The sequence below is a fragment of the Wohlfahrtiimonas sp. G9077 genome (genome assembly GCF_002252155.1).
Lineage (GTDB): Bacteria > Pseudomonadota > Gammaproteobacteria > Cardiobacteriales > Wohlfahrtiimonadaceae > Wohlfahrtiimonas.
In genome coordinates, this window is the sequence record NZ_NEFD01000001.1 from 639,493 (window position 1) to 656,438 (window position 16,946).

At 44.5% G+C, this 16,946-nt stretch carries 17 protein-coding genes and 2 pseudogenes; 9 read left to right on the forward strand and 10 right to left on the reverse strand.

Annotation, left to right across the window (positions count from 1 at the left end; genetic code table 11):
- Positions 1 to 152: 152 nt before the first annotated feature.
- The 3 genes from B9T20_RS03080 to B9T20_RS03090 form a co-directional block, all read right to left on the reverse strand.
- Positions 153 to 785, reverse strand: a complete 633-nt coding sequence (locus B9T20_RS03080) for a 1-acyl-sn-glycerol-3-phosphate acyltransferase (protein WP_094489759.1) — start codon at positions 783 to 785, stop codon at positions 153 to 155.
- A complete protein-coding gene (locus B9T20_RS03085) occupies positions 782 to 1,720 on the reverse strand; it encodes a phosphatidate cytidylyltransferase (protein WP_094489760.1) in 939 nt (312 codons plus the stop codon). The genes B9T20_RS03080 and B9T20_RS03085 overlap by 4 nt, the downstream gene beginning before the upstream one ends.
- Positions 1,721 to 1,837: 117 nt before the next feature.
- Positions 1,838 to 2,461, reverse strand: a complete 624-nt coding sequence (locus B9T20_RS03090) for a class I SAM-dependent methyltransferase (protein WP_094489761.1) — start codon at positions 2,459 to 2,461, stop codon at positions 1,838 to 1,840.
- Between the two features lie 123 nt (positions 2,462 to 2,584).
- Between B9T20_RS03090 and B9T20_RS03095 the strand changes: the two genes are divergently transcribed.
- Entirely contained in the window at positions 2,585 to 3,178 is a 594-nt protein-coding gene (locus B9T20_RS03095; protein WP_094489762.1) for a CDP-alcohol phosphatidyltransferase family protein, read from the forward strand.
- A gap of 35 nt (positions 3,179 to 3,213) precedes the next feature.
- Here the strand turns inward: B9T20_RS03095 and B9T20_RS03100 are convergent, their stop codons facing one another.
- Entirely contained in the window at positions 3,214 to 4,047 is an 834-nt protein-coding gene (locus B9T20_RS03100) for a MetQ/NlpA family ABC transporter substrate-binding protein (RefSeq protein WP_094489763.1), read from the reverse strand.
- 2 nt (positions 4,048 to 4,049) lie between these two features.
- A complete protein-coding gene (locus tag B9T20_RS03105) occupies positions 4,050 to 4,892 on the reverse strand; it encodes a MetQ/NlpA family ABC transporter substrate-binding protein (protein WP_094489764.1) in 843 nt (280 codons plus the stop codon).
- A 231-nt stretch (positions 4,893 to 5,123) separates the two neighbouring features.
- Here B9T20_RS03105 and B9T20_RS03110 point away from each other — a divergent pair, with 231 nt between their 5' ends.
- Positions 5,124 to 6,164 (forward strand): alpha/beta hydrolase, encoded by a 1,041-nt coding sequence (locus B9T20_RS03110; protein WP_233491521.1) that lies wholly within the window; start codon positions 5,124 to 5,126, stop codon positions 6,162 to 6,164.
- Here B9T20_RS03110 and B9T20_RS03115 read toward each other — a convergent pair.
- Genes B9T20_RS03115 through B9T20_RS03125 form a run of 3 tightly spaced genes read right to left on the reverse strand, consistent with a single transcriptional unit; the run spans position 6,161 to position 8,727 of the window.
- Positions 6,161 to 7,096, reverse strand: a complete 936-nt coding sequence (locus tag B9T20_RS03115) for a hypothetical protein (RefSeq protein WP_094489766.1) — start codon at positions 7,094 to 7,096, stop codon at positions 6,161 to 6,163. The genes B9T20_RS03110 and B9T20_RS03115 overlap by 4 nt on opposite strands.
- 5 nt (positions 7,097 to 7,101) lie before the next feature.
- A complete protein-coding gene (locus tag B9T20_RS03120) occupies positions 7,102 to 7,893 on the reverse strand; it encodes an SDR family NAD(P)-dependent oxidoreductase (RefSeq protein WP_094489767.1) in 792 nt (263 codons plus the stop codon).
- Between the two features lie 3 nt (positions 7,894 to 7,896).
- Complete coding sequence (locus B9T20_RS03125) at positions 7,897 to 8,727, reverse strand: SMP-30/gluconolactonase/LRE family protein (RefSeq protein WP_094489768.1); 831 nt, start codon at positions 8,725 to 8,727, stop codon at positions 7,897 to 7,899.
- A gap of 177 nt (positions 8,728 to 8,904) precedes the next feature.
- Between B9T20_RS03125 and hisG the strand changes: the two genes are divergently transcribed.
- The 7 genes and pseudogenes from hisG to hisIE all read left to right on the forward strand — a co-directional run.
- Positions 8,905 to 9,798 carry an ATP phosphoribosyltransferase gene (hisG, locus tag B9T20_RS03130; RefSeq protein ID WP_094489769.1) on the forward strand — a complete coding sequence of 298 codons (894 nt, stop codon included), beginning with the start codon at positions 8,905 to 8,907 and terminating at the stop codon, positions 9,796 to 9,798.
- A gap of 5 nt (positions 9,799 to 9,803) precedes the next feature.
- Positions 9,804 to 11,099: a histidinol dehydrogenase gene (gene hisD / locus B9T20_RS03135; RefSeq protein WP_094489809.1), complete on the forward strand. Its 1,296-nt coding sequence runs from the start codon at positions 9,804 to 9,806 to the stop codon at positions 11,097 to 11,099.
- Positions 11,096 to 12,136, forward strand: coding sequence for a histidinol-phosphate transaminase (hisC, locus tag B9T20_RS03140; protein ID WP_094489770.1), 1,041 nt, complete (start codon positions 11,096 to 11,098; stop codon positions 12,134 to 12,136). Before hisD ends, hisC begins: the two co-directional genes overlap by 4 nt.
- Positions 12,137 to 12,151: 15 nt before the next feature.
- Positions 12,152 to 13,240, forward strand: a complete 1,089-nt coding sequence (hisB, locus tag B9T20_RS03145) for a bifunctional histidinol-phosphatase/imidazoleglycerol-phosphate dehydratase HisB (RefSeq protein ID WP_094489771.1) — start codon at positions 12,152 to 12,154, stop codon at positions 13,238 to 13,240.
- Complete coding sequence (gene hisA, locus B9T20_RS03150; protein WP_094489772.1) at positions 13,237 to 13,971, forward strand: 1-(5-phosphoribosyl)-5-[(5-phosphoribosylamino)methylideneamino]imidazole-4-carboxamide isomerase; 735 nt, start codon at positions 13,237 to 13,239, stop codon at positions 13,969 to 13,971. Before hisB ends, hisA begins: the two co-directional genes overlap by 4 nt.
- A pseudogene (gene hisF, locus B9T20_RS10310) lies at positions 13,956 to 14,708 on the forward strand (imidazole glycerol phosphate synthase subunit HisF); the annotation flags it as partial. The gene hisA and the pseudogene hisF, both read left to right, overlap by 16 nt.
- Positions 14,709 to 14,732: 24 nt before the next feature.
- Positions 14,733 to 15,320 (forward strand): annotated as a pseudogene (hisIE, locus tag B9T20_RS10315) (bifunctional phosphoribosyl-AMP cyclohydrolase/phosphoribosyl-ATP diphosphatase HisIE); the annotation flags it as partial.
- A 39-nt stretch (positions 15,321 to 15,359) separates the two neighbouring features.
- Here hisIE and B9T20_RS03160 read toward each other — a convergent pair.
- Together B9T20_RS03160 and B9T20_RS03165 are read right to left on the reverse strand one after the other, a co-directional pair.
- Positions 15,360 to 15,902, reverse strand: coding sequence for a protoglobin domain-containing protein (locus B9T20_RS03160; RefSeq protein ID WP_094489774.1), 543 nt, complete (start codon positions 15,900 to 15,902; stop codon positions 15,360 to 15,362).
- Between the two features lie 227 nt (positions 15,903 to 16,129).
- Positions 16,130 to 16,672 (reverse strand): protoglobin domain-containing protein, encoded by a 543-nt coding sequence (locus tag B9T20_RS03165; protein ID WP_094489775.1) that lies wholly within the window; start codon positions 16,670 to 16,672, stop codon positions 16,130 to 16,132.
- Between the last annotated feature and the right edge of the window lie 274 nt (positions 16,673 to 16,946).

Genomic DNA, 16,946 nt, shown 5'->3' on the forward strand with positions numbered 1-16,946 from the left:
CATCAGGTCGTCAATCAAAAGTTCAGCAACATTTTTTTGATTTTTGCAAATCCAATTTGATCTCAATGAGTTGATTCATTGATGAGCATCAAAAAACTTGCAATAATTGACCTACAATTATGATACTGACATGCAACATGCTATGTCTAGATTTATTTCGTCACACAATGCGTCAAGAGGGTTTGATAGGTTTGCGAAAGCGCTGCTAAATATTGAGCCGCATCATCATGATACATTAATGGCTCGCCAAGAATCACATCACAATTAAAAGGCACAAACAGCGCTTCTCCCTTTGGCAATGCTTTACTTAAACCGCGCAGAATCACAGGATGCACCGTCACATCAGGCATCTTTTTAACCAAACAATGAATGCCGCGTTTTAATTTAAAGTCGCGATCCTCTGTTAAAGCACGTGTGCCTTCTGGAAATAAAATGATGATCTCGCCGTGCTCAAGTGCACTCAATACATTTTTAAAGCTTTGCGCGCTGCCTTTTTCAGAGCGATCCATCGGAATAATGTCAATGCAATGGATGGCAAACCAACGAATCCAACGATTACGCAAGAAATAATCCGCCGCCGCAACGGGGCGCACGCGATGAATTTGACTGAGTGGATATAAACTCATCAACACCAAGGTGTCTAAATGGCTCGTGTGATTTGCCGCTAATATGGCTGCTCCTTCTTTAGGCAAAGGGCTACGTTTAACAATGTTTAACCCTAATCCAATCAACACCAAGGGTTTGACAAGCAATGCAAAAAAGAGCACTTTAATCAGGCGCTTCATATTGCCCCCTTCGTTACGAAATAAAAGTAATGGAAAAAGAGCGGTGCTGTGTACATTAAGCTGTCAATGCGATCTAAAATGCCACCGTGCCCCGGAATCAATGCGCCGCTGTCTTTGATGCCTAAATCACGTTTAACGGATGAAAGTACGACATCACCAATAAAACCAGAAATGGCTAATACAATCCCTGCCATCAATCCCTGCTGCCATGTCAAAATGGTTAAATAAGGCGCTAAACATGTGGCCAATAATGTCGTCACTATGAGTCCGCCAATGAATCCTTCCCATGTTTTATTTGGGCTCACTTTCGGGATGATTTTATGGCGCCCCCAGAGTTTACCGCACACATATTGGCTCACATCATTGAACTGCGTGATGAAAAGCAGATATAAAATTAAGCCTGCAAAGCCCGCCGCTGGATGGACGCGATCTAAATTTGCTAAATAAGCAATGTGACTAAAGGCAAACACGCATAGCATCAAGCTCCATTGAATGGTGGCATTTGCTTTAATAAAGCCATCTGTTTCCCCAATCAAAACTGAGCGCATCGGCAACAGTAAAAATAAGTAGACTGGAATTAAAATAATGAACATGCCATACCACTGCACATACGCAAAATAGTATTGCAATGGGATGGCTAAATATGCCCAAAACACCAAACGACGATCCACCGCACGCATTGGCGTAATGGAAAAGAACTCTTTGAGAGCGAGAAAGCTCATCAATGCAAAAAGGATCGTGATGGCTTTTTGCCCAAGGTACAACGCGCCCACCACAATGATGATCATCCACCACCATGATTGCGTGCGCATGGCCAGCTCATTGTGCTGCCCTTTTTGACGTTGGCATTTAAGCCAAACGATGATGCTCGCCACACTCAATAAAGCAAAAAGTGCGATGATCATATGAAAACTGTGGGGTAAAAGATGCGCCATAATCCATTTCCTATGCATTGTTATTTTGAACACTATTTAATTTAAACTAAACAATGTTTAAATACAACTTAAATTTTAAGCCATTTATATTTATGGCTTAAATTTAATGGCGTTGCTTTAGCCTTTTTTCACTTGAATGGCAAATTGAATCACATGGCACAAACCATTGTGTAGATCACCTTCTGAGCGGATCACTTCCCCTAAAAATAGATGATGAATGCGATCGTTAGCAAAGACGGCAAGAAAATCCTCAACGTCATACAACAATTCAGCCACAGGCGGCCCGCCCGTTTGATAGGCAAGTTGCGCGGTTGAATACACCTCGCCCACAAACCATCCCTCATGCTTTAAGCTCTCACGAATGCCGCGCAATGTTTTATCTTTCAGTGCAGGTTCAAAATGCCCAAACACACAAAAGACATTGTCATAATGCTGTGACGGCCAAGCGGCATCGTTGAGATCAATGCATTGTGTCTCGATGGTCAATCCCATGGATTCAGCGCGCACTTTAGCCTTGCTGAGCCCAACGCTTGAATAATCTTGTAACAGCATCGTCATCGGGCGATTATGGCGCATGGCATCTTCTAAAATATAGAGCGCATTTCGCCCTTCCCCTTCTGCAATTGCAAGCGATGTGCCAAAGAAATCTAGTTTTTCCACCATTTTGGCAATAAAGGCATTTGGCGCACTGCCATATAAATGCTCATGTGCTGCGTAACGGGCATCCCATTTTTCTTTCATTGTTTCCTCCTTTGCGTGCATCTTAACAAGATTTTTCGTCCACTAAAAATAAGCAGTGTTTATTTTATTTGACAGGCAAATAAACATCGTTCAATATAATTAAACACTTCAGGAGAAAATAAGATGATCACCATTTATCAACTCAAACCTAAATTTCAAAATTTACTTCGCCCGCTTGTTCATACACTGTATCAGCGCGGCATCACTGCCAATCAAGTGACGATCTTTGCCTGCTTAGGCTCCATTCTCACAGCTGGCATCATCGCTGTCAGCCTGCCCAATTTTATGATCTTATGGCTCATGCCCATTTGGTTATTTGTACGCATGGCGCTCAATGCAATTGATGGCATGCTTGCCCGCGAACATCAGCAAGCCTCGAAATTGGGCGCTTATCTCAATGAATTGTGCGATGTCATTTCAGACACAGCTTTAATGCTGATTCTATTGCCCATTGCAGGCATCAATAATATTGCCGTATTCAGTATGATTTTTTTAGCCCTATTGTCAGAATATGCTGGCGTTATGGCGCCCCTGATTGGGGAAAAGCGCCGCTATGATGGGCCAATGGGCAAAAGCGATCGTGCCTTCGTGCTCGGTGCATTGTGTGTTGCACTGGCTCTAAACATCATTTCAATGACATTTCTCAATGGCATTTTATGGGCAATGGTTGCGTTATTGATGTTCACCATTTATCAGCGCATTAAACGCGCGCTATAAAAAGCCGCTCATTGAGCGGCTTTCGATTCTACTCATTATGGCTGATTACCCCATGCCGCCGGTAATTTAAAACCAGGATAAATTTTGGCAATGTACACTTTAAAGGCTTCTGAATTGTATGCATCCGTCACATCTTTTAACCACGGCGCCCCGATATCTTTAGACTTCACAGCACTCCAATTAACATAGGCAAAGCTTGGCTCTTGAAAAAGTGCATCGGTTAACGGAATTTTGGCATCAATGGCATAATTGCCGTTAATAATGGCAAAATCTACATCCGAACGGGATCTTGGCACTTGCGCCGCATCTAACTCCACAAGCTCAATGCCTTTTGGGTTCTCTGCAATGTCATTTTTCGTGGCCAAAATGGGATTGACGCCATCTTTGAGTTTAATCCAACCCAATTCATCCAACATCACAATGGCGCGGGCAAAGTTACTCGGATCATTCGGTGCAGAGATGCGCGCACCTTCTTTGAGATCTGCCAATGATTTTAATTTCCCAGGATAAATGCCAAGAGGCGCTGTGGGCACTTGAAACACTTCAACCAAATCCAAATGGCGCTGCCCTTTAAACACATCTAAATAAGGCTTATGCTGGAAGATATTGATGTCTAAATCACCATCCGCCAATGCCATATTTGGGCGCACATAGTCATTAAATTCAATCAATTTAACGGTGTAACCTTTTGCTTCTAATTGTGGCTTGACAGAATCGCGCACCATGTCCGCAAACATGCCAGGCGTTGTGCCCACAGTGATCACGGTTTTATCTGTGGATTGTGTCCCTTGATCATTGCCGCAGCCTGCTAAAATTAAACTCACCGCAAGCGCGCCGGTTGCCAATAATTTTCTGCCCAATCGTTTCATAATTATTCCTTAGATTCTGTTGTTGCCCATGCGGCAGGATATTTGTAACCGGCAAACACATCATTGGCATAAGCTTTAAACGCCTCTGAATGATAAGCATCCGTTACATCTTTCACCCACTTGGCATTTTGATCGGCCGTTTTAATGGCGGACCAGTTGATGTATTCAAAGCTTGGCTCTTGGAACAGTGCTTCTGTTAAGGGGATTTTCGCATCCACTGCATAGTTACCAGTGATGACGGCAAAGTCCACATCTGCGCGCGATCTTGGCAATTGTGCAGCATCAATGGCGATGAATTTTAAGCCCTTTGGATTTTCTGCAATGTCTTTTTCAGAGGCAGTGATGGGATTGACATCATCTTTTAACGTAATCCAACCCAATTGGCTCAACAATACGAGCGTGCGTGAAAAGTTACTTGGATCACTGGCCACAGAAATGATGGAACCTTCTTTGACATCAGCCAATGTTTTTAATTTACCGGGATAAACACCAAGCGGCGCCGTTGGCACTTGGAACAATGGGATTAAATCCACTTTATTGTGGGCAATGAATTGGGTCAAATAGGGTTTATGTTGGAAAATATTGATGTCTAAATCGCCGCTGGCCAATGCATGATTCGGGCGCACATAATCATTAAATTCAATTAATTTAACCGTGTAACCTTTTGCCTCTAATTGCGGGCCCACTGAATCACGCACCATGTCTGCAAACATGCCAGGCGTTGTGCCAAAGGTGATGGTTTTTTTCTCAGAATTTTGTGCTGTTTCACTGTTGCCGCAACCGGCTAAAATTAAGCTCAATGCCAATGTTGCTGCAGTGATCAATCGTTTCCCTAATGTTGTCATGATGGCTCCTTCAATTGCCTTGCGCCAATCTCGAGCCAACGTAAACATTCAATGATGGATTGCACTGTTTAGCTGTTTTCGCCCGCAAGTTGTGTAAATCGGCGCTATTGTTTAATAGTCCATTATTAATAGCGCGTTCTTCAGTGAGGGTCAATATTTTTTAATAAAAATTTGTCATATCAAATGAGAATGACTATCATTATCTAATTATTGACCAGAGACATCATGATCATGCGTTTTTTTATCCTGCTCTTTTGTGTGCTGATGCCCATCGGCTTTGCACAGCCCATCACCATTGGCAACATCACCACATTATCTGCTCCAAGCTTAAATGATGAGGCGCGTAAGGTACAAGTCTATGTGCCACCTTCGTATCAAGATTATCCGTCACAAACGTATCCCGTCATTTATTTACTCGATGGCGAAAGCAATTTCCATTATTTAACCGGCATTGTGGAAAAACTCTCTAAAGCGCCCTATCCATCATTGCCTGAAATGATCATTGTGGGCATCATCAATACCGATCGCACGCGAGATTTAACGCCATCCACACCAAGCACGCCTGTCACATCACATGCCATCAATGGCGCCACTGGCGGCAATGCAGCCTTTTTTGATTTTCTCGAAGGCACCCTTCGCCCATTGATCGAGCAAACCCATCGCACCAATGGTTATAACATTTTAATTGGCCATTCATTTGGTGGCATCACCGCCCTTAATCACCTTTTGAGCAATCACTCCATGAATGCTTACATCATTCATGATCCGAGCATTTGGTGGGACGATGCCTGGATGCTCAAGCAATTTAAAGCCGCGCGCGGACAAGACTTTCACAACATTCAATTGATCCTCACGCAAGTTGGCAAAACAGAGCGCCGAGACCATTTAACCCATCATTATGATGCCATTGTAGCCTTCAATGATTATCTACAAAGTCAGCCGTTTTCACGCCTTCACTATCAATATGCGCAATATGAAGGGGAAGATCATGGCTCAATTGTCATCAAAGGTAATTTAGAGGGACTTCGTACACTGTTTGCGGGTATGCAAGTCAACATTCGCGCACTGAATGATGATCCCACTTTAGTGCAAACCCATTATGAAGATCTGAGTGCTCATTTAGGCTTCACTTTGCAACCGAGCGAACCCTATTTATCTTCAGTATTATCCTATTTAAAGCGCACCGGCACGCCAAAAGTGGCCTTGGCATTTGAAAAATACATCCTCACACTTTATCCAAATGGCAATACCGCACAATCATTGGCGCCTTAGGACGCATCGAGCTGTTGATACGTCGTTTGTACGCGCTGATGGCGCTTCATGATGTGTTCAGCTTTATCAATAAAATGTTGACGCGAGGCTGTGGCTTCCTCTTCTGCTAAGTGCCCAAATTCAAAATGGAGCGCCCGCTGCAAAGCACTCTCTAATTGTGCGGGCAACGCTTCATGAATCTGCAACAGTTGTGGTAAATGACTGCTGGCCAATAAAGCTTCAATCACTTCACTTTGCAGCAAGGCTTCTAAATATTGATTGAGCCCATCTTGCATTGACAGCGCCACCATCACCGCCAAAATTCCGGTGGTTTGTTCTGCATTTGTCATTTCGCTGATGCGCTGCTGCACGCCCATAAAGTTTTGCAATCCTTCATCAATATTATCCGTCAAAATGCCTGCAGTGCCGGCGGCCAATTGCAGCTTAGCAATGTTCAAAAGGGGCGGATATTGTGGAAAGGGCGTCATCATCACGGCATCTTTGGGATACCAAACCCATGTTTCCACCGGATGATTGGCAAACACCTCATCATAGCGCGCAATGATGGCGGCATTGTCAGCTATGTTTTGCAACACACGGGGTAATTTTGCCAACACATCGGCTAAACAATCGGTGTTTGTGGTGCGCCAACACAATGTCCCATTTTGCGTGACACCTTCATCTTTCACCCAAACCATGGCAGGTTCATTGGCAAGAGTTGCATAATGGCTCGCAATCTTTGTCATGGCATCTGTGCTTAAAAAAGGTTCCGCTAAAAAAGCAGCCTCTAGCGCATCATAATCTTGCCAATAAGCATCATGCGCTTTTGTTGCATAATCACTGGCAATGAGTGGCGCGCCAAGCAGCGCTGTGTAACGATTATTCACAGATCGCTCATCAACCGCCCACGCGCTTGGCAACCATAATACTGTGCTTAACCACATCCATTTCATGCTGTTTACTCCGGAAACAATAAGCCTGCATCCACCACAAAATCTTGACCTGTGCAACCACGGCTCTCTTCTGAGGCAAGGAAAAGGGCAATTTTCGCACAATCTTCCACTTCTAGGCGAAATTTTAGCATCTGTTTATCTAAAAATTCTTGATGGGCTTTTTCTAAACCTTTCGGATCATCTGCCCACATTTGATCTTGGCGATTCGTACGAATCGCCCCTGGCACCAAGCAATTGACGCGAATATTGTCTCCGCCAAGTTCTCTTGCCAATGTGCGCGTCATGCCGAAAATGGCAGCTTTTGCAGTGGTGTAACACACCATATTTGGTAAACCTTGCATCCATGAAGTCGAACCCATATTGATGATGCTTCCGCCGCCACGTTTTGCCATGATTGGTGCAATGCGCTGAATGGCAAAGAGTTGATGGCGCAAATTGATGTTCATGCGATCATCCCAATAGGCCTCTGTCACCTCAAATAAGCTGTGGCGATCATCACGCGCGGCATTATTGATCAACACATCAATGCCACCAAAATGGTGCGCTGCTTGATCAATACACGTTTGATAGGCTGCTATGTCCCGCACATCACAGGGCTGAAAATAGAGATCCGAATGATTTAAGCGTGCCACCAATGCATTACCCGCCGCTTCATCATAATCAATGAATGCAACCTTTGCCCCTTGCTGCAAAAAGGCTTCCACAAAGCCTTCCCCAATGCCAGAAGCCCCACCCGATAAAAATAGGACTTTGTCTTTTAAGGAATGATAATGTGCGGTTGTGTAATTTTTATTCATAAATTATGCTCCTAAAGAAAAATAGTGGGCAGGCACCCCTTTGACAGGCGCTTTGCATTGATATAATCGTCCGCTGTGATTGTCTGAAGCATCCGCATATTCGCGGGAACTTGTGACAAAAAGTGTGGTTAAATCTTTACCGCCAAATGCCATCATGGTGGAATATTTGCTCGGCACATCGAGGGTTTCAACGATGTCACCCATTGCATTTCGCACCGTTAAGCGCCCTGCCCCAAAATCAGCGCTCCAATAGCGCCCGAGCGCATCAAATTGTCCGCCATCGGGTTGACCGCCTTTGGCAAAAATGCTGCGCTCACCGATGATTTCTCCTGTGCTTGGATCAAGCGGATATCGATAAATTGTGGCCGTTTTGGTGTCTGAATAGAGCATATATGTGCCATCTGGCGCAAAAGCAATGCCATTGACAATCTGTAAATCTCTATCGATCACCTTTAGGTTACCATTGCGATGCACACAACAAAGCACTGCGCATTTGCCACCGGCTTCATCCACCGTGCCACACCAAAATCGCCCCCACGGATCCACTTTGCCATCGTTAAAGCGACTGTGTGCAGGATCACTCGGGATGCTCGCTAACTGCGCTATTTTCTCACCTTGAGCATTGAGTGTATAAATGCCCGTACGCATTGCCGCGATCAAGCCACCCTCTTTGATTAATCCAATACAACCAATGTTTTCATCCACAGGCCATGATTGATGCGCATCTTTGATTGGATCATATTGAATGATGGCATTGCCTAAAATGTCCACATAATACAGGCATTGATCCCGCTCACTCCAAACGGGGGATTCGCCGAGCAATGTTTTCACCATGTGCACTCCTTATTATTGATTCATCTGGGCTAATTTTCTTATCAATTCATTCTCTTAGTGATCATTACTATAACAGAGATGAAAATTTTATAAAAAAATGGTTGCATTAAATCAAATCAATTGTACTATTATAGTAGTACAGTATTAAGATAATTCAAAAAACACCAAAGGAATGCCATGCAAAATCAACGTTTGAAAATTGCCATCCAGAAATCTGGTCGACTCAGCCAAGATTGTGAAAATCTACTCAAGCAATGCGGCCTTAAAATCACCATTCAAAAAGATAAGCTCATTGCCCATGTGGAAAATATGCCCATCGACATTTTGCGTGTGCGCGATGACGACATTCCTGGGCTCATTTTTGATGGCGTTGTGGACATCGGCGTTGTGGGGCAAAATGTCCTTGAAGAAGTTGCCCTTAGCCGTGAAGGCAAAATGGACAATCAATACATCGCCTTAAAAGAGCTGCCCTTTGGCGCATGTCGTTTATCCATCGCGCTGCCTAAAGAACGCCCGTATCAAGATGTCACCGATTTAACCAATCTACGCATCGCAACTTCTTATCCTTATCTGTTAAAGCGCTTTTTAGATGAGAAAAACATCCCCTTTAAAACCTCGATGCTCAATGGCTCTGTCGAAGTTGCCCCGCGCGCCGGCCTTGCCGATGCCATTTGTGATTTGGTCTCAACCGGCGCGACATTAGAAGCCAATGGTTTACGCGAAGTGGATGTGATCTATCGCTCAACCGCCGCTCTCATTCAAACCACCGCGCCGATGAGTGCAGATAAGCAAGCGCTCATCAATAAACTCATGTGCCGCATTCAAGGCGTCACGCAAGCGATTGAATCAAAATACATCATGCTCCATGCGCCGAAAGATCGCTTAGAAGAGATTTGCTCATTATTGCCCGGGGCTGAAACCCCAACGATTTTACCCCTCACCAATGATCAATCACGCGTTGCGATCCACATGGTGAGCACCGAATCCCTCTTTTGGGAGACGATGGAAGCCCTCAAAGCCAAAGGGGCCAGCGCAATTTTAGTGTTACCAATTGAAAAAATGATGGAGTAGTTGTGATGCGTACAGTTATTTGGAATGAATTGTCCACCGAAAAACAGGCCGAAATTTTACAGCGCCCTGTACAGATGAGTGCCGAAAGTTTAGAAAATCGCGTGCGCGCCATTGGCGAGGCGATCGAAGCAGAAGGCGATGCGGCCCTGCTGCGTTTTACAGCGCAATTTGATGGCACAGAATTAACAGAAGTGATGCTGCCACAATCTGCCTTTGACGCAGCGGCGCAAAATCTCTCCGATGAATTCAAAGCTGCCCTTAAAAATGCGTATGACAATATCTATCAATTCCACAAAGCCCAACAAATGCCACCTGTATCGGTGGAAACACAAAAAGGCGTGTTGTGTGAAGTGGTCACACGCCCCATTGAAAAAGTGGGACTGTACATTCCTGGCGGCACAGCGCCCCTCTTTTCAACCGTATTAATGTTGGCCATTCCGGCACAAATTGCCGGCTGCCAACGCATTGTGCTCGCCTCTCCGCCAACCATTGCCGATGAGATCATCTACGCTGCAAAATTATGTGGCATCGACACCATTTACACCATGGGCGGTGCGCAAGCCATCTTTGCATTGGGCCTTGGCACCGAGCAAGTGGAAAAAGTGGATAAAATCTTTGGCCCCGGCAACAGTTATGTGACAGAAGCCAAACGCCAGGTGAGCCAACGCGTTAATGGTGCAGCCATTGATATGCCCGCAGGTCCGTCTGAAGTTTTAGTGATTGCCGATGAGTTTGCCAATTCTGATTTTGTGGCATCCGATCTCCTCTCCCAAGCGGAGCATGGCGCGGATTCTCAGGTGATTTTAGTCACCACATCTCAAAACATGGCTGAACGCGTCAATGCCTCGTTAGATTATTGGCTTGTGCGCCTCTCTCGCAAAGATGTGGCCACCGAATCCCTTCGCCACAGCACCACCATCATTGTGGATGATTTGGCACAAGCCGTACGCGTCAGCAATCAATATGCACCAGAGCACTTAATTTTACAAACCAAAGCACCGCGTGATCTATTGCCAAGCATTCAGCATGCAGGCTCTGTCTTTGTGGGACAATATTCACCTGAATCCATGGGCGATTATGCCTCTGGCACCAATCACGTCTTGCCCACTTATGGCTATGCAAAAACTGTATCAAGCTTGGGATTGGCCGATTTCAGTAAACGCATGACCATTCAAGAAATCTCCGAAGAAGGTTTAAAAGCATTGGGCCCTGTGGTTTCCCTATTGGCAGAAAAAGAGCTGCTAGATGCCCACAAATTGGCCGTTGATCTTCGTTTAGCACAAGTAAAGGAGATGGCATGAACATCGAAAAACGCAGCCTCAATACATTAGAACCCTACACTGTCGCGCCCCGCGATGAAGATCCACGTGCCATCTATTTAGATGCCAATGAAAACCCATATCCACAATCATTTACCCTGACAGATGTAACATTTAATCGTTACCCTGAATCTCAGCCCACAGTATTGATTGAGCGCTATGCAAAATTTTTAGGCGTCAAACCGGACAATATTCTTGTCTCCCTTGGCGGCGATGAGGCCATTAAGCTCATCATTGAAGCCCATTGCAATGGCGATGAAGATGCCATTCTCTGCTCACCGCCCACATTTGGGATGTATGCCATTGATGCCCAAGTTGTGGGGGCAAAAGTGCTGACAGCACCTTTAACACAAGACTTTCAGTTAGATGTGCCGGCGCTTTTAGAATCCATGAAAGATGCCAAAGTGGTGTTCATCTGCTCGCCGAATAATCCCACCGGCAATGTGATGAAAATGGAAGATATGGAAACCATTTTACGCGCTGCTGACAATGCCATTGTGGTGGTGGATGAGGCGTACATTGAGTTTGCCAATCAACCAAGCTTTGCAAGCCGCTTGGCTGAATTTCCAAACCTTGCCATCATTCGTACGCTGTCCAAAGCCTTTGGTTTAGCGGGCATTCGCTGTGGCTTTACGGTGGCCAATCCAAATGTGATTCGCACCCTTAAAAAAGTGATTGCGCCTTATCCCATGCCATCTCCCGTTGTGGCCATTGCTGAGGCTGCATTGACAGAGTCAGCCATTGCCCAGATGCACACAAATGTGGCGCGCATTCAAGCCACAAAAGAGACGTTTGTCCAAGCACTTCAAACCCTCGATTGTGTGACCACCGTTTATCCCAGTGATGCCAACTTTGTGCTCATTAAAGTGACCAAGGCCGACGCCATCATCGCGCATCTTAAAAACGAACACATTTATGTGAAACGTCAATCGGGTGCTTTCAGTGACCTCATTCGCATTAGCATCGGAACGGATGATGAGATGGCGCGCGTCATCACAGCCCTTAAAAATTTTGTTTAGGAGAGAGAGAGAGAGATGCAAAATATTTTATTCATAGATCGTGATGGCACCTTAATTGATGAGCCAAAAACCGATTTTCAAATCGATTCCCTTGAAAAATTAAGCTTTGAGCCAAACGTGATTCCAGCGCTGCTTGCCCTGCAAAAGGCCGGTTACCGCTTTGTGATGGTGAGCAATCAAGATGGGCTTGGCACAGAATCGTTCCCACAAGAGACCTTTGATGCGCCCCACAATAAAATGATGGCACTCTTTGAATCTCAAGGCATTACATTTGATGAAGTGCTCATTTGCCCACATTTTCAAGAGGATGATTGCAATTGCAGAAAACCAAAATTGGGCTTGGTGCAGCGCTATTTGGATGAAAAGCTGTTTGATCCGAATCACAGCTATGTGATTGGCGATCGCCCAACAGATGTGGCGCTGGCAGAAAACATGGGCATTGCTGCCATTCAATATCATCCTGAGCAACTGCCTTGGCCATTGATTGTGGAAAAATTGGTGCCCATGACATCATGCAGTGGCGATCGCACACCAAGAACAGCGAGCGTGACGCGCACCACCAAAGAGACTGACATCAATGTCACAGTGTATTTAGATGAAACGGGACACAGCCGCATCCATACAGGATTGCCATTTTTTGATCACATGTTGGATCAAATTGCCACTCACGGCGGCTTTCGTTTAGAACTGAATGTCAAAGGCGACATCGAAATCGATGATCATCACACAGTGGAAGACACCGCCATTGCCTTAGGTGAAGCATTGCGTGAAGCCCTTGGCGATAAACGCGGCATTGCCCGCTTTGGTTTTGTCTTGCCGATGGATGAATGTAAAGCATCATGCACGCTCGATTTATCTGGCCGCCCACATTTAGAGTTTGATGCCAAATTTAAACGCGATCAAATCGGCACATTCAGCACAGAAATGGTGCCGCACTTTTTCCGTTCGCTCGCTTATTCGCTGGGCTGCACATTGCATCTCAAAGCCAAGGGCAAAAACACTCATCATAAAATTGAGTCTCTCTTTAAAGTGTTTGGCCGCACATTGCGCCAAGCCATCAAAGTGGAAGGCACAGATTTACCAAGCTCTAAGGGATTATTATGATTATCATTCCAGCATTAGACTTAATCAATGGTCAAGTGGTGCGTTTGCAGCAAGGCGATTATGGCAAGCAAACCACGTTTATGGTTTCTCCCATTGAACAATTTCAGCGCTACATTGCAGGCGGCGCCACTTATCTACATTTGGTGGATTTAGACGGTGCAAAAGATCCCCTCAAGCGCCAATTGACCACGATCGAACAACTGGTTAAATCTGTCAATGTGCCCATTCAAGTAGGCGGCGGCATTCGCACAGAACAGGATGTCGAGAACTTATTAAAGATTGGCGTCGCACGCGTGGTGATTGGCTCAACGGCCATTCAATCGCCCGAGCTCGTCAAAACTTGGTTTAAGCGCTTTGGTGCGGATCGCTTGGTGCTTGCGTTAGATGTGCGCATCGAACACGGTGAAAAACGCATCGCCATCAGCGGCTGGCAAGAGACATCCCATAAAACGTTAGAATCTGTCATTGATGATTTTTTAATGGTGGGGTTAGAACATGTTTTATGCACAGACATTTCTAAAGATGGCATGCTCAGCGGCTCAAATGTCGAGTTATATCAAGAAATTACAGCTGCTTATCCATCCATTCAATTTCAAGCATCGGGCGGCATTGGCGTGCTCAATGACATCAAAGCCCTTCAACCCACCAATGTTTTTGGTGTCATCGTGGGGCGCGCATTATTAGACAATCAATTTTCCGTACAGGAGGCAGTCGAATGCTTGCAAAAATAGTGGCTTGTTTAGATGTCAAAGATGGTGTTGTGGTCAAAGGCACACAATTTAAAAATCATGAAATCATGGGCGATATTGTAGAGCTTGCCAAGCGCTACAATGAAGAAGGCGCGGATGAAATCGTCATTTACGACATCACCGCGAGTACCAAAAATGATTTGGTGGACAAATCATGGATTCAAAAAGTCGCCGCTGTGATCGATGTACCATTATGCGTGGCTGGTGGCATTCGTTCTGTGAAAGATGCACAAGTGGTATTTGACAATGGCGCACAGAAAATATCCATCAACTCCCCTGCCTTAGCCAATCCTGATTTAATCAATGAGCTCTCAGAAACTTTTGGCCAATCGCGCATTGTGGTGGGCATTGACTCTTATTATGATCAAGCGCGCGATGATTACTTTGTCTATGCTTTAACGGGCGATCCTGACACCACTTTAGAAACCACTTGGCGCACGGAAGATTGGATCAAAGAGGTTGAAAAACGCGGCGCCGGTGAAATCGTGTTAAACATGATGAACCAAGATGGCGTTCGAAGTGGCTATGATTTGGTGCAATTGGCAAAATTTTCAGCATTGACCTCATTGCCCATCGTGGCATCGGGCGGCGCAGGCGCACCTGAACATTTTCTAGACGCTTATACCAAAGGCAATGCCGCCGGCACCCTTGGCGCATCGGCCTTTCACAAACAAATTGTGCACATTGGCGAGCTGAAAGATTACCTACGCGCCCATGGCTTAAAAGCCCACGGCAAAATCAATTGGGAAAAAGTTGGCGGCTTATTGCCAGTGATTGTGCAAGATTATCAAACGGCAGAAGTGTTGATGTTTGGCGTGATGACGCCAGAAGCCTTGAAAAAAACCCTCACGGAACAAGTGGTGACTTTTTTCTCTCGCACCAAAAACCGCTTATGGACAAAAGGGGAAACCTCTGGCCATTTCTTAAAAGTGGTCAATTACACATTAGATTGCGATCAAGATACGCTGCTCATTACAGTCAATCCCATTGGCAACACATGTCATTTAGGCAATACAAGCTGCTTTGATGGCGTTTCAAATCAATTGCCTTGGGTCTTTTTCAGTCAATTGGAGAAGCTATTGGAATCCCGTAAAAATGCGGATCCTGAAAGTTCTTACACAGCAGCCCTTTATGCAAAAGGCACCAAGCGCATTGCCCAAAAAGTAGGTGAAGAAGGTGTAGAAGTGGCACTTGCAGCCACGGTGAAGGATAAAGAAGAGCTTGTCAATGAAGCTGCGGATCTTTTATATCACGCAACAGTTTTGCTTCATGATCAAGATTTAGCTTGGCAAGATGTGATTGCGGTGCTAAAACGCCGCCATGGCCAATAAAGGCAACCCAATCGATCCCACTCATGTGAGTGGGATTTTTTAACCCATTAATCTTTGAAGTAATTTTTTCGACATTCCCGTCACTTCCAATAAGCGGTCACTGTAACTGCTGTCGATCACAAATTGATTGATGTCGAGCATTTTTAAAATCGGGGAAATCAACTCAGATTGTGTATATCCCAATGATTGCGCCTCTTCATAACTGATTAATTTTGGAAACTCTGCGCGCAAATAACTCATGCTTGCGGCCACAAACAGTGGCGCAATGTGTAGCTTTGCATGCACGCGGCCAATGTTCCATAAAAAATCCACGTACGCTTGATCAAAATTTTCCGTAAACAACCCCTGAAGCCAAGCCAAATGCGTTGCCTTTAACGCATCAATGCGCCCTTCTAAATATTGGGCGGTGGTTTGATTGCTTTGCAATTGATCGTAAAATTGCTCCGTCAGTTGCCCAAGCTTTGGCAGAACAAGCGGCTGCAACGCTCGTAAAATCGCCACATCTGTTTGTGTAAAATGATTAATCTCCAGCAATACATCTAAATCCTCATTCGTAATGCCGAATGTATTTTTTATGCTCATCCTTACTCCTTTGTTTTATATTTATATATTAGTTGGTTAAACCAACTTTGCTGAGAGTAGCAATGAAATTTTCTAAATTCAAGATTCTTATCATCAAAGAATTTTCTCACATCCTATTTATTGATTCATATCAATTAGCATACCCCATCAATATGACAACACCATGACAATCACACGACAAAAAAAAGACCAGCAAAGCTGGTCCATCAAACAATATCAAATTTAAATCAGCTCATCAGGCGCTGTAACAATTTTTTAGAAATGCCCGTCACTTCTAATAGGCGCTCGTTATAACTGTTATCAATCACAAACTGATTAATATCGAGCATTTTTAAAATCGGGGAAACCAACTCAGATTGTGTATATCCCAATGATTGCGCCTCTTCATAACTGATTAATTTTGGAAACTCTGCGCGCAAATAACTCATGCTTGCGGCCACAAACAGTGGCGCAATGTGCAGTTTTGCGTGTACGCGGCCAATGTTCCATAAAAAATCCACATAGGCTTGATCAAAATTTTCCGTAAATAAACCCTTAAGCCAGGCCAAATGCGTTGCTTTTAAAGCCTCTAAACGCCCCTCTAAATAATGCGCTGTGGTTTCATTGCCCTGCAACTGTACATAAAATTTTTCTGTGAGTTCCGGGAGTTTAGACTCAACAATCGGACGCAATTGGTGGAGTTTATCCACATCCGATTGAGTAAAATCATTAATATCCAATAAAACATCTAAATCTTCGTTGTGAATGCCAAATGTATTTTTGATTGCCACGAATTATGATCCTTACAATTTACGTTTTATTTAACAAACTTATAATATATCTTTGGTACATGGGAACGAATATTTACATAAATAGTCATTTCTCATAAAGTTAAGTATAATCAGTCTATGAATTTATGCCACGATTATCATCATAAATATTTTTTATCAGCACGATAAAATTAACCAACCATTACACCAGAAGGCCATCCATGCGCATCCACACAAAATGTCATCTATATTTAAACAGCGCTATCATTTTATAAAAAAGTCTGTATAATTCACA

Coding starts and splice junctions, on each gene's coding strand:
- B9T20_RS03100 (WP_094489763.1), bottom strand. CDS start 4,047: ATGAAACGATTGGGCAGAAAATTATTGGCAACCGGCGCGCTTGCGGTG.
- B9T20_RS03105 (WP_094489764.1), bottom strand. CDS start 4,892: ATGACAACATTAGGGAAACGATTGATCACTGCAGCAACATTGGCATTG.
- B9T20_RS03110 (WP_233491521.1), top strand. CDS start 5,124: ATGCGTTTTTTTATCCTGCTCTTTTGTGTGCTGATGCCCATCGGCTTT.
- B9T20_RS03120 (WP_094489767.1), bottom strand. CDS start 7,893: ATGAATAAAAATTACACAACCGCACATTATCATTCCTTAAAAGACAAA.
- hisC (WP_094489770.1), top strand. CDS start 11,096: ATGAACATCGAAAAACGCAGCCTCAATACATTAGAACCCTACACTGTC.
- hisG (WP_094489769.1), top strand. CDS start 8,905: ATGCAAAATCAACGTTTGAAAATTGCCATCCAGAAATCTGGTCGACTC.
- B9T20_RS03160 (WP_094489774.1), bottom strand. CDS start 15,902: ATGAGCATAAAAAATACATTCGGCATTACGAATGAGGATTTAGATGTA.
- B9T20_RS03125 (WP_094489768.1), bottom strand. CDS start 8,727: ATGGTGAAAACATTGCTCGGCGAATCCCCCGTTTGGAGTGAGCGGGAT.
- hisA (WP_094489772.1), top strand. CDS start 13,237: ATGATTATCATTCCAGCATTAGACTTAATCAATGGTCAAGTGGTGCGT.
- B9T20_RS03080 (WP_094489759.1), bottom strand. CDS start 785: ATGAAGCGCCTGATTAAAGTGCTCTTTTTTGCATTGCTTGTCAAACCC.
- B9T20_RS03090 (WP_094489761.1), bottom strand. CDS start 2,461: ATGAAAGAAAAATGGGATGCCCGTTACGCAGCACATGAGCATTTATAT.
- B9T20_RS03115 (WP_094489766.1), bottom strand. CDS start 7,096: ATGAAATGGATGTGGTTAAGCACAGTATTATGGTTGCCAAGCGCGTGG.
- hisD (WP_094489809.1), top strand. CDS start 9,804: ATGCGTACAGTTATTTGGAATGAATTGTCCACCGAAAAACAGGCCGAA.
- B9T20_RS03085 (WP_094489760.1), bottom strand. CDS start 1,720: ATGGCGCATCTTTTACCCCACAGTTTTCATATGATCATCGCACTTTTT.
- B9T20_RS03095 (WP_094489762.1), top strand. CDS start 2,585: ATGATCACCATTTATCAACTCAAACCTAAATTTCAAAATTTACTTCGC.
- hisB (WP_094489771.1), top strand. CDS start 12,152: ATGCAAAATATTTTATTCATAGATCGTGATGGCACCTTAATTGATGAG.